Origin of the sequence: Janibacter hoylei PVAS-1, from assembly GCF_000297495.1 — a bacterium.
GTDB classification, from domain to species: Bacteria; Actinomycetota; Actinomycetes; order Actinomycetales; family Dermatophilaceae; genus Janibacter; species Janibacter hoylei.
This window is the reverse complement of record NZ_ALWX01000009.1, coordinates 1-11,813: the sequence shown is the minus strand read 5'-3', so window position 1 is coordinate 11,813 and position 11,813 is coordinate 1. Positions and strand designations below refer to the sequence as shown.

Genomic DNA, 11,813 nt, shown 5'->3' with positions numbered 1-11,813 from the left:
AGCATGAGCCAGATCACACTGTCGTGATCGAGATCAGGAGCGCCCCATGACCAAGATCGAGCTTGTCGTCGACGGCGCCCGCGTCGCGGACGACGTCGAACCCCGGATGCTGCTCGTGCACTACCTGCGCGAGACCCTCGGCAAGACCGGCACGGTGGTGGGGTGCGACACCTCCAACTGCGGAGCGTGCACCGTCCACCTCGACGGCAGGAGCGTGAAGTCCTGCAACGTCCTCGCCGTCCAGGCAGATGGCTGCGAGGTGACGACCATCGAAGGCATGGCCACGGATGGCGAGCTGCATCCGGTGCAGGCGGCCTTCCACGAGTGCCATGCCCTCCAGTGCGGCTACTGCACCCCCGGCATGATCATGCAGTCCGCCGACCTGCTGCGCGACAACCCCGATCCCTCGGAGGAGGAGATCCGCCTGGGGCTCGAGGGCAACCTCTGCCGGTGCACCGGCTACCACAACATCGTCCGCGCGGTGCAGACTGCGGCGAGTGCCTCGGCCGGTGCCGCTGGGGGTGCGTCATGACCGCGGAGGTCACCGAGCGGCCCGCCACCACCGAGATCGGCCGCGACCGCCGTCGCAAGGAGGACCAGCGGCTCATCACCGGTCGCACCCGCTGGACCGACAACATCGTGCTGCCGGGCATGCTGCACATGGCGATGGTCCGCAGCCCCTTCGCGCACGCCCGGATCACGTCGGTCGACACGAGCGAGGCGGCCAGCGCGACCAATGTCGTCGCCGTCTACTCCGGCGCCGACCTCGACGAATCGGTCGGCGTCCTCATCAACGCGTGGCCGGTCAGTCCGGATCAGGTGACTCCGGTGCACCCGCCGATGCCGGCCGACCGGGTGACCTTCGCCGGGGAGATCGTCGCCCTCGTCGTCGCCCGCAGCGCCGCGGAGGCGCGCGACGCCGCTGAGCTGATCGACGTGGACTACGAGGAGCTGCCCGCCGCCCTCGACCTCAAGGAGGCGGCGGAGGACACCGTCCTCGCGCATCCCGACCTCGGCACCAACAAGTCGGCCCTGTGGACCTTCGACTCCGCCGAGGCCGGCACCGGGGGTGACGTCGAGAAGGCCATTGCCACCGCACGCCAGGACGGCATCGTCATCGAGCGCGAGTACCGCCAGCAGCGACTCATCCCCGCCTTCATGGAGCCGCGCTCCGTCGTCGTCGACCCGACCGGCGAGCAGCTGACGATGTGGACGGCGACCCAGATCCCGCACATCGTGCGCTTCGCGCTCGCGGCCACGACCGGCGTCCCGGAGTCGAAGATCCGGGTCATCGCCCCGGACGTCGGCGGCGGCTTCGGCGGCAAGCTGCAGGTGACGCCGGAGGAGTGGCTGGCCTGGTGGGTGGCCCGCCAGCTGGGCCGGCCCGTCAAGTACACCGAGACCCGCTCGGAGTCGCTCATGGCGGCCCACCACGGCCGTGACCAGTGGCAGCGGCTGACGCTCGCCGCCGACAAGCAGGGCAAGGTCACCGGGCTCAAGGTCGACCTGCTCGCGGACCTCGGCTCCTACGTCGCCCTCATCGGCGGCGGCGTTCCCGTCCTGGGCGCCTTCATGTTCAACGCCATCTACAAGTTCCCGGCCTACCACTTCTCGATGCAGTCGGTCCTCACCAACAAGGCCTGGACCGATGCCTACCGGGGTGCTGGTCGCCCCGAGGCCACCTTCGGCATCGAGCGGATCATGGACGAGCTGGCACACGAGCTCGGTGAGGACCCGCTCGTGGTGCGCGAGCGCAACTGGATCACCCACGAGGAGTTCCCCTTCACCTCCGTTGCCGGACTCGAGTACGACTCCGGCAACTACGAGGCCGCCACGGACCTGGCCAAGCAGATGTTCGGCTACGACGAGCTGCGCGAGGAGCAGCGTCGTCGGCGCGAGTCCAAGGACCCCGTGCAACTGGGGATCGGCATCTCGACCTTCACCGAGATGTGCGGTCTCGCGCCCAGCCGTGTCCTCGGCAGCCTCGACTACGGCGCGGGTGGCTGGGAGCACGCGAGCGTGCGCATGCTCGCGACGGGCAAGGTCGAGGTCGTCGTCGGCGTGAGCCCGCACGGTCAGGGGCACGAGACGGCCTTCAGCCAGATCGTCGCCGACCGGCTGGGTGTCCCCTTCGAGGACGTCGAGATCCTGCACGGCGACACCCAGATCTCGCACAAGGGACTCGACACCTACGGCTCGCGCTCGCTCGTCGTCGGCGGCGAGGCCGTGGTCCGTGCCGCGGACAAGGTCATCGACAAGGCGCGGCGCTACGCGGCGCACCTGCTCGAGGCCAACCCCGACGATCTCGAGTTCACGGCCGGTCGCTTCGGTGTCGCGGGCACGGACCAGTCCGTGGGGATCACCGACATCGCGGCCGCGGCCTTCGCCTCGCACGACTACCCGGACGACATCGAACCGGGCGTCGACGCGGAGGCCACCTTTGACCCGGTGAACTTCAACTACCCGCACGGCACCCACCTGAGCGCCATCGAGATCGATACCGAGACCGGGGAGGTCAGGCTGCGCAAGTACACCTGCGTCGACGATGTCGGACAGGTGATCAATCCGCTCATCGTCGAGGGACAGATCCACGGCGGACTCGTCCAGGGCATCTCGCAGGCGCTGTGGGAGGAGGCCGTCTACGACGACTCCGGCACGCTCGTGAGCGGCAGTTTCGTCGACTACCTCGTCCCGACCGCGGCCGACACCATCAGCTTCGACACCGCGACCACCACGACGGCGGCGACGGGCAACACGCTCGGGACCAAGGGAGTGGGTGAGGCGGGAACGATCGCCTCGACCCCCTGCATCGTCAACGGCGTCGTCGACGCGCTGCGCATCTTCGGCGTCGACGACGTGCAGATGCCGTGCACCCCCGAGCGGGTGTGGCAGGCGATCCGGTCGGGGTCCGGTGGCGAGGACACGACCGGGGCCGCGGCGCCCCACTTCGACGAGGCGACTGGTGACCAGGGGCAGACCGACCGGATGGCGGGCGCCGACGGACCCACGGGACCGGCGATGAGCACGGAAGGAGAGGTCCGATGATCCCGGCGAAGTTCGACTACGCGGCACCGACGTCGGTGGAGGAGGCGCTCGGGCTGCTCGGCGAGCATGGCGACGACGCCAAGGTGCTCGCCGGCGGGCAGTCCCTGCTCCCGGTCCTGCGGATGCGGCTCAACGCCCCCGAGATGATCATCGACATCGGTCGGATCCCCGAGCTGCGCGGCATCAGCGACGACGGTCGGGCGCTCACCATCGGGGCCATGACGCCGTACCACGAGATCCTCGCCGACGATCGGGTGAGTGGACGCTGTCGACTCCTGCACCAGGCGATCAGCGAGGTCGCCGACCCGCAGATCCGGCACCGGGGCACTCTCGGTGGGGCCTTGGTCCACGCCGACCCCGCGGGCGACTGCGGGGCACCTGTGCTCGCCATGGACGCCGAGCTCGTCATCACCGGAGCGTCAGGCCAGCGGGTCGTCCCCGCGGCCGACTTCTTCCATGGCCTCTTCGAGACCGCGGTCGGCGAGGACGAGCTGCTCACCGCCGTCAGGGTGCCCACCTACGACGGGTGGGGCTCGCACTACGAGAAGTTCGTGCGGGTCGCCCACCAGTGGCCCATCGTCGCGGTCGCCGCGCAGGTGCGGATCGAGGGTGGCGCGATCGCCGAGGCACGGGTCGGCCTGACCAACATGGGCGCGACCCCGGTCCGAGCCAGCGCAGTCGAGGCCGCGCTCGTCGGGAACCAGCCGACGGCCGAGGGCGTGCGGGCGGCCTGCGACCTGGCCGGCGAGGGCACCGAGCCGCCGTCGGACCTCAACGGCGATGCCGACTACCGCCGGCACCTGGCCACCGTACTGACGAGGCGTGCCGTGCTCACGGCCGCAGGATGAGAGGACCCTCGTGCAACTGACCCACAGTTTCACCGTTCCCGCCGGCATCGACGAGACCTGGGCCGCGCTCAACGACATCGAGTCCGTCGCCGGGTGCTTCCCCGGTGCCCAGGTGACCCACGCCGACGCCGACTCCTTCGAGGGCACGGTCAAGGTCAAGCTCGGTCCGATCGCGCTCGTGTACAAGGGGAGCGGCGACTTCGTCGACAAGGACGAGGCCGCTCACCGGATGGGTATCGCCGCCAAGGGCAAGGACAAGCGGGGCAACGGCACCGCGGGCGCCGACGTCGTCGTGACGATGGCCCCCGAGGGTGCGGCGAGCACCAAGGTGGACGTGGTCACCGACCTCAACATCACGGGCAAGCCCGCGCAGTTCGGCCGTGGCGTGATGCAGGACGTCTCCGACAAGCTCCTCGGGCAGTTCGTCGACTGCCTGGCGGGCCGCTTCGCCGCCCCCGAGGCCACCCCGGAGCCGACGGGTGAGGAGGAAGCGGAGGCCACATCGCCGGCGCAGACGCCGACCCGGTCGACCACGACACCGGGGGCTACGGCTCCCGCATCCGCTGCGGCTCCCGCCGCGAGCTCACCGGCCGAGTCCTCGCCGGCCGCGCGCCCGGCGAGCTCGTCCGATGACGCGATCGACCTCGGGGCGACCGCCCTTCCGGTGCTGCTGCGGGCTTACGGTCCCCAGATCGCCGCGGCGCTCGCCCCGCTCGTCCTCCTGATCATCGCCCTGCGGCGTCGCAAGGGGTGAGCTGACGCACCCCCGGCCAGCCGACTCACAGCCACGGGCGAGACGATGAGCGGATGACCGCCACGTCTCCGCTCGTCCTCGGTCCCCTCCTGCGCTTCGTCGGTGAGCACGACGCCTCCGTCTGGGTGGAGACCGCCGCCCCCGCGCGGGTGACCGTCGCGGCCGACGGCCGCGCGTGGCACGCCGCGAGCTTCGTCGTGGAGGGCCACCACTACGCCCTCGTCCTGCTCGACGACCTCGAGCCCGGCCGCACCTACGACTACACGGTGAGCGTCGACGACGAGCTGGTGTGGCCGCCGGCCGGCTCCGACCTGCCGTCCTCGAGCATCGCGACGCTGGACCACACGCGTGCGACGCTGCTCGCCTTCGGCAGCTGCCGCACGAGCGTCCCGCACGACGCGGAGCACCACGCGAGCCACGGCGTCGACGCGCTGCGCACCTTCGCCCTGTCCCTGGCGAAGGGGGAGTCCCCACGACCCGACGTCCTCGCCCTCCTCGGTGACCAGGTCTACGCCGACGAGACGAGCCCGCAGATGCGTGACTTCATCGCCTCGCGGCGCAGCCTCGACGAGCCGCCGGGCGAGGAGATCAAGGACTACGCCGAGTACGCGCACCTCTACGAGCTCGCGTGGAGCGACCCGGCGATCCGGTGGGTCCTGTCGGTCGTGCCGAGCGCGATGATCTTCGACGACCACGACATCCGCGACGACTGGAACACCTCGTGGGCCTGGCACGAGGAGATCAACAAGACCCCGTGGTGGCACGAGCGGCTCGTCGCCGGCCTGACGAGCTACTGGGTCCACCAGCACATCGGCAACCTCGCGCCCGAGGAGCTCGCACGCGACGAGATCTGGCGTCGGCTCGAGGGGGGCCGCTCCCGGCGAGGTCGACCTGACCGGCCCCCTTCGTGCCCTGGCCGAGCAGGTGGACCGGCACCCGGAGCGCTACCGCTGGAGCTACACCCGGGCGCTCGGCGGCTCCCGACTGGTCATGCTCGACTCACGGGCCGCCCGGGTCCTCGAGCCCGAGCGCCGCGCGATGCTCGACGACGACGAGCTGGCCTGGCTCGGCGAGCAGCTGACCGGCGACCTGGACCACCTCTTCATCGGGACCTCCCTCCCCTTCCTCCTGCCGCCGGGGCTGCACGACGCGGAGGCGATCAGCGAGGCCCTCGCCGGGCCGGGCCGGTCACGGCCGGTCCGTCGCGCCACCGAGGTGGTCCGGCAGGCCGTCGACCTCGAGCACTGGGGTGCCTTCAGCTCCGGCTTCGTCGAGGTCTTCGAGCTCGTCATGTCGGTCGCCCGTGGCGAGCGCGGCCGCCCACCCGCGACGATCACCTTCCTCTCCGGCGACGTCCACCACTCCTACGTCGCCGAGGTGACCGGCGGTGACGCGCACGGCGCACGCAGCTCGATCGTCCAGGCGGTGTGCAGCCCGATCCGCAACCCGATGCCGCGCGGGATCCGGATGCTCGTGTCGCAGAGTGCCAAGGGGCTCGTCCGCCCGATGCGCTGGCTCGCCGCCAGGACGAAGGGGGTCCCGCCGCTGCGCTACCCGTGGCAGCTCACGCAGGGGCCATGGTTCGACAACAACCTCGCCGTCGCCGAGGTGCACGACGGGCACCTCACCCTGCGCTGGGTCACGGGCGTCGTCGACGGTGATGACGACCGGCCGCGGCTGCGGGTCGTCTCCGAGGTCACCGTCTGAGGCTCCCTGCAGCCAGCGGCTGGGTGCACCCCCGAGGAGGCCGTCGGGGGTAAACCCCAGTGACCCGGCGCCTGAGGTGCACCTAGATTTGGCGCGACACCACATCCAGCACGGGGAGACGCGCATGAGCACTCAGGTGGCCGCGAGCACGCACGGCCTGACCAAGGTCTACGGCAGGGGCGAGGCGAGCGTCGCCGCCCTCGACGGCATCGACCTCGACATCGGTGCCGGGCAGTTCACCGCGATCATGGGGCCCTCCGGCTCCGGCAAGTCCACGCTCATGCACTGCCTCGCCGGCCTCGACGCCGCGAGCAGCGGCCGCGCCCTCATCGGGGACACCGACATCACCCGGCTCAAGGAAAAGGACCTCACCCGGCTGCGCCGCGACCGGATCGGGTTCATCTTCCAGGCCTTCAACCTCATCCCCACGCTGACCGCCGAGGAAAACATCCTCCTGCCCCTGGCGATCGCCGGGCGCAAGGTCGACCCCCTGTGGTTCGACTTCGTCATCGGTAAGGTCGGCCTGCGTGACCGGCTCGGTCACCGGCCCACGGAGCTCTCGGGCGGCCAGCAGCAGAGGGTCGCCTGCGCCCGGGCCCTCGTGTCGAAGCCGGCGATCATCTTCGCCGACGAGCCCACCGGCAACCTCGACTCGACGTCGGGCGCCGAGGTGCTCGGCTTCCTGCGACGCAGCGTCGACGAGTTCGACCAGACGATCGTCATGGTCACCCACGACCCGGTGGCGGCGAGTCACACCGACCGTGTGCTCTTCCTCGCCGACGGTCGCATCGTCGACGAGCTCTACGAGCCCGACCGCGAGAGCGTCCTCGAGCGGATGGTCGCCCTGACTGGCGGGGCCCACTGATGCTCAGGGCCACCTTCAAGAGTCTGCTGGCGCGCAAGGCGCGCCTGCTGATGAGCGCGATGGCGATCGTCCTCGGGACGGCCTTCGTCGCCGGTTCGCTGATCTTCACCGACACCCTCTCGCGGACCTTCGACGGGATCATGGACGGCACCGTCGGTGACGTCGTCGTCCAGCCGGAGCAGACCGACGAGTACGGCGGCACGGGCGGCGGCCGGATGTCCGCCGCCGACGTCGAGAAGCTTGGCCAGCTGCCCGGCGCCGAGCGTGCCGACGGGTCGATCGACGCCATGGGCGTCTTCGTCGTCGGCAAGAACGGCAAGGTCGTCGGCGGGCAGGGCGCGCCCGCGCTGTCCTTCAACTACACCGACGCGCCCAACCAGCTCGGCGAGGAGCCGCTCGTCACCGATGCCGGCCGCGTCCCCGAGCGCGAGGGCGAGGTCATGGTCGACACCGTGACCGCCGAGCGTGCCGGCTACGAGGTGGGCGACGACATCACCCTCGTGACGACCGGCGACACCCCCGAGATCGAGGCCGAGCTCGTCGGCACGTTGACCTTCGGCGAAGGGGGGATGGCCGGCGCCTCGGTCGTCGTCTTCGACACGAAGTCCATGCAGAAGTACTTCATGGACGGCAAGGACGACTACTCCTCCGTGTGGGTGACGGCCAAGGACGGCGTGAGCCAGGACGAGCTGCTCTCGCAGGTCGAGCCCCTCGTACCCGAGGGCTTCAAGGGGTGGACCGGTGAGGGGCTCGCCGAGGAAAACCAGAACGACGTGCAGCAGGCGCTCGGCTTCATCACGACCTTCCTGCTGGTCTTCGCCGGCATCGCCCTCTTCGTCGGCTCCTTCCTCATCATCAACACCTTCAGCATCATCGTCGCCCAGCGAGGCCGCGAGCTGGCGCTGCTGCGGGCCATCGGTGCCTCGCGCCGGCAGATCGTCCGGGGGGTTCTGCTCGAGGCCTTCATCATCGGCGTCGTCGGCGCGACCCTCGGCCTGGCCCTGGGGGTCGTCCTCGCGCTGGGCATCAAGGCGCTCTTCGCGACGATCGGTCTCGACCTGTCGGGCAGCGGCCTGGTCTTCACCCCGCGCACCGTCATCGCCGCCTACGCGGTCGGCATCGTCGTTACGATGCTCGCTGCGTGGGTGCCGGCCCGTCGGGCAGGCTCGGTGCCACCGGTGGCGGCGATGCGGGACTCGATCGACTCCGGCACCGGCCACCACCCGGTCCGCCACGGGCTCGAGGTCGCCGTGCTCGCCGTCGGCGCCCTCGCCTTCCTCTACGGGCTCTTCGTCGCCGACACACGGCAGCTGTGGTGGATCGGTGGCGGCATCGTCGGTCTCGTCCTCGGCACGGCCTTCCTCGCCCCCTTCGTCGGTCGGCCGGTGATCTCCGGGCTCGGGTGGGTCTACCGGCGCCTCTTCGGAACGGTCGGGCGGATGGCGGAGCAAAACTCCGTGCGCAGCCCCGGGCGCACCGCGGCGACGGCCTCGGCGCTGATGATCGGCATGACCCTCGTCGCGCTCATGGGTGTCGTCGCCTCGAGCACCACGGCGAGCGTCGACCAGCAGATCGAGGAGACCTTCCGCGCCGACTACATCCTGAGCAATGCGGTGGGGCAGCCCTTCTCGTCGAAGATCGCCGAGCAGGTCGCCGAGGTCGACGGGGTGCGCGAGGTCTCGCCGGTGCGCTTCAGCAGCGCCCAGGTCGACGGCGGGCAACTCTTCGTCACGGCGATCGACCCGGCGTCCTTCGGCGACGTCGAGCAGATCGAGACGACGTCCGGCACGGCGGACATCGGCCCCGACGCGGTCGTCCTGTCGACCAAGCACGAAGGGGGCCGCAAGGTCGGCGACACCGTCACCGTGACCATGGGGTCCGAGACCAAGGACCTGGAGGTCGTCGGCTTCTACGACGAGCTGCGCACGATCGGCTCGCCGGACGTGCTCATGTCGGTCGAGACGGTCGACGCGATGAACGGTGCGGCGGCCGACAACTGGGCCTTCATCTTCGTCGACGGCGGCGCCGACAGGGCAGCGGTCGAGGCGGACATCGAGGCGATCACCGACAGGCAGCCGCTCGTCACCCTCAAGGACCAGGCGGGCTACGCCGATGAGCAGCGCTCGAGCATCAACCAGCTGCTCTACCTCATCTACGCCCTGCTCGGCCTGGCGATCGTCATCGCGGTGCTCGGCATCGTCAACACCCTGGGCCTGTCGGTCATGGAGCGCACCCGTGAGGTCGGGCTGCTGCGGGCGGTCGGGCTCTCCCGTCGTCAGCTGCGGCGCATGATCACCCTGGAGTCGGTGACCATCGCGCTCCTCGGGGCGCTGCTCGGCATCGTCCTCGGTGTCGTCGCGGGTGTCGCGATCCAGCGGGCCCTCGTCGACGACGGCATCACCGAGCTGGCGATCCCGTGGGGGCAGATGGCGGTCTTCGTCGGCCTCGCCGGTGTCATCGGTGTCCTGGCGGCGCTGCTCCCAGCACGCCGGGCCTCGCGGATGGACGTGCTCGAGGCGATCTCCACGGAGTGACCCGCGGAGGGCGCAGGGGCGGTGACCACCCGGTCACCGCCCCTGCGCGTCTCGTCAGCGACCCGGCTGCATCGAGCTCTTGACCGAGGTCTCCGAGGTGTCGTAGGTCCGGCCGGCGTCGTGCAATGCCCGACCGATCTCGTCGAGGCTCTCCTTGACGGTGCGCTGGGTCGCACGCCAGTCGTTGATGAGGTCCTGGAAGGACGTCGAGGCGTCACCCTGCCAGTCGTTCTGGAGCGAGATCAGCCGCGTCATCATGCTCGCGACGGTCGTCTCGACGTCCTCCGAGATGCGGGCGACATCGCTCGCGCTGCTCGCCACCTGGTCGGTGTCGACGGTGAAAGTGGCCATGCTCGTTCCCCTTCGTCCGGTGCCGGGCCCGTGTGGCCCGGTGTCCTTCAGACCGTAGGAGGAAGTGGCCCGGCGGCCGTCGGGTTTTCCACAGGACCGGCCGGCGGACGCTTCTCGCGGCGGGTGCGCTCGAGGGCCTGCGCATAGCCGGCGCCCATGCCGAGCAGGAGCAGGCCGGCGACGATGAAACACAGCACCCGGGCGATGCCGGAGAGGAAGGACAGGTCGAAGAGCAGCAGCTTGGCGACGCTCACGGCGACGAGGGTCAGGCCCGCCGGGATCGCGATGCTCGAGCCGCGCAGCCCGCGCAGGAGGAGCACGGCGGCGACACCCATCCAGATGACGGTCGCGCCGGCCTGGCCGCCCATGAAGCCGCCCCGTGCGTCGTCGAGGAGCTGCCCGAGCAGGGCGCCGGCGAGGACCACGACCCCTCCGGCCCAGGCGAGGCTGAGCGCGACGAGGACCCGGGGCAGGGCGGGCGCCAGCATCGGCAGCGTCGTCGTGATCGCGCGGGCGAGCACGGCGTAGAGGACGAGGAGGCCGCCCGCGGCGATGAGGTGCTGGGCGTCGACGTCGCCGGCCAGACCTCGACCGAGCACGTAGGGCAGGAGGGTGATGCCGCCGAGGAGAGACAAGGCGGCGAAGGCCAGGGCGACGACCAGCGTGGTCTGGTGCCGCAGGACGAGAGCAGCCACGGCCCAGCCGAGCGCGACCGCGACGGCGATGACGGGGGTCCACCCCTGCCCGTCGCCCGCCCGCAGGGCGGCACCGAGGGAGGTGACGCCGGCGGTCACCAGGGCGATCTCCGGCTGGCGCAGGTACCACGGTGTCGGCGGGCCGTGGTCGGCGAGGACGGCGACGATGACGAGCAGGCAGGTGATGACGACGAAGAGCCCGGCTCCGCCCCACCGGTCGTCGACGGCGAGCGCGGCGACGGCGGCCGGGGCGATCGCCACCGGTAGGAGGATGCCGAGCTGCTCGGGCAGCCGGCGCACCGTCGCCCCGAGTGCCGCGGTGGCGGTGAGGAGCACGGCGAGGACGACGGCGAGCGTCGCGGCGATGCCGGTCCGCTCGTGGAATCCGGCGAGCACCATGAGGAAGAGCGCCGCGGGCACGACCCGTGAGACCTCGAGGGCGTACCAGCTCCGCCCGACCTGCGCCGGCCACGTGGCGGCGGCGAGGACGACGAGGAAGGCGCCGGTGAGCAGACCGTGCGAGATGCCGACGAAGGGAGCCATGAGCGCGACCCCGAGGACGGCGACGACGGCGAGCAGCTCGCTCTCCCAGGCCCGGGCGAGCAGGACACCGCCGAGGGCGATGGCGCCGGCGAGGGCCATCCCGACCGCGAGGGGCACCCAAGCGTAGATGTAGGTCACGGCGAGGACGTCGAGGTAGGCGGTGGCGAATCCGGTGGCGGCCAGTCCGAGGGCACCGATGGTGCCCGAGGGTCGCCGCCGCACGAGGACGGCCGCGCTGACGAGTGCGGCGGCCAGGATCGCCCCGCTGATGACGCGGGCGAGAGGGCCGAAGAAGCCCATCTGGATGGCGAGGGCGAGCAGGAAGGCGACGCCGATGAGGGTGATGCCGGTGCCGACGACGGCGAGCAGCTTGGCGACCACGCCGTCGCGCTGCCACCACGGCTCGGTGGGCGGCAGGGCCGCGGTCGGGGGCTCCGCGGGCGGCGCGGAGGGAGCGGTCGGTGGCGGGGT

9 protein-coding genes and 1 pseudogene are annotated in these 11,813 nt (G+C 71.0%); 8 read left to right on the top strand and 2 right to left on the bottom strand.

The genetic code is table 11. From position 1 onward, the window contains the following. Positions 1-46: 46 nt before the first annotated feature. The 8 genes and pseudogenes from B277_RS02415 to B277_RS02385 all read left to right on the top strand — a co-directional run bounded on the left by B277_RS02415 (position 47) and on the right by B277_RS02385 (position 9,753). Positions 47-532 (top strand): (2Fe-2S)-binding protein, encoded by a 486-nt coding sequence (locus B277_RS02415; protein ID WP_007924772.1) that lies wholly within the window; start codon positions 47-49, stop codon positions 530-532. After that, complete coding sequence (locus tag B277_RS02410) at positions 529-3,045, top strand: xanthine dehydrogenase family protein molybdopterin-binding subunit (RefSeq protein ID WP_007924770.1); 2,517 nt, start codon at positions 529-531, stop codon at positions 3,043-3,045. The genes B277_RS02415 and B277_RS02410 overlap by 4 nt, the downstream gene beginning before the upstream one ends. Next, complete coding sequence (locus B277_RS02405) at positions 3,042-3,893, top strand: FAD binding domain-containing protein (protein WP_007924768.1); 852 nt, start codon at positions 3,042-3,044, stop codon at positions 3,891-3,893. The genes B277_RS02410 and B277_RS02405 overlap by 4 nt, the downstream gene beginning before the upstream one ends. A gap of 10 nt (positions 3,894-3,903) precedes the next feature. Next, positions 3,904-4,647, top strand: a complete 744-nt coding sequence (locus B277_RS02400) for an SRPBCC family protein (RefSeq protein WP_007924765.1) — start codon at positions 3,904-3,906, stop codon at positions 4,645-4,647. Positions 4,648-4,700: 53 nt separating this feature from the next. After that, positions 4,701-5,462 (top strand): annotated as a pseudogene (locus tag B277_RS20460) (DUF7800 domain-containing protein); the annotation flags it as partial. A gap of 109 nt (positions 5,463-5,571) precedes the next feature. Beyond that, positions 5,572-6,354 carry a metallophosphoesterase family protein gene (locus B277_RS18660; RefSeq protein WP_238539358.1) on the top strand — a complete coding sequence of 261 codons (783 nt, stop codon included), beginning with the start codon at positions 5,572-5,574 and terminating at the stop codon, positions 6,352-6,354. 124 nt (positions 6,355-6,478) lie between these two features. Next, positions 6,479-7,219 carry an ABC transporter ATP-binding protein gene (locus B277_RS02390; RefSeq protein ID WP_051987806.1) on the top strand — a complete coding sequence of 247 codons (741 nt, stop codon included), beginning with the start codon at positions 6,479-6,481 and terminating at the stop codon, positions 7,217-7,219. Next, positions 7,219-9,753 (top strand): ABC transporter permease, encoded by a 2,535-nt coding sequence (locus tag B277_RS02385; RefSeq protein WP_007924758.1) that lies wholly within the window; start codon positions 7,219-7,221, stop codon positions 9,751-9,753. Before B277_RS02390 ends, B277_RS02385 begins: the two co-directional genes overlap by 1 nt. A gap of 54 nt (positions 9,754-9,807) precedes the next feature. Here the strand turns inward: B277_RS02385 and B277_RS02380 are convergent, their stop codons facing one another. Further along, entirely contained in the window at positions 9,808-10,104 is a 297-nt protein-coding gene (locus tag B277_RS02380; RefSeq protein ID WP_007924757.1) for a WXG100 family type VII secretion target, read from the bottom strand. Positions 10,105-10,151: 47 nt separating this feature from the next. Next, positions 10,152-11,813 (bottom strand): DUF2339 domain-containing protein (locus B277_RS02375; protein ID WP_007924755.1); only part of this gene is annotated, 1,662 nt, incomplete at its 5' end.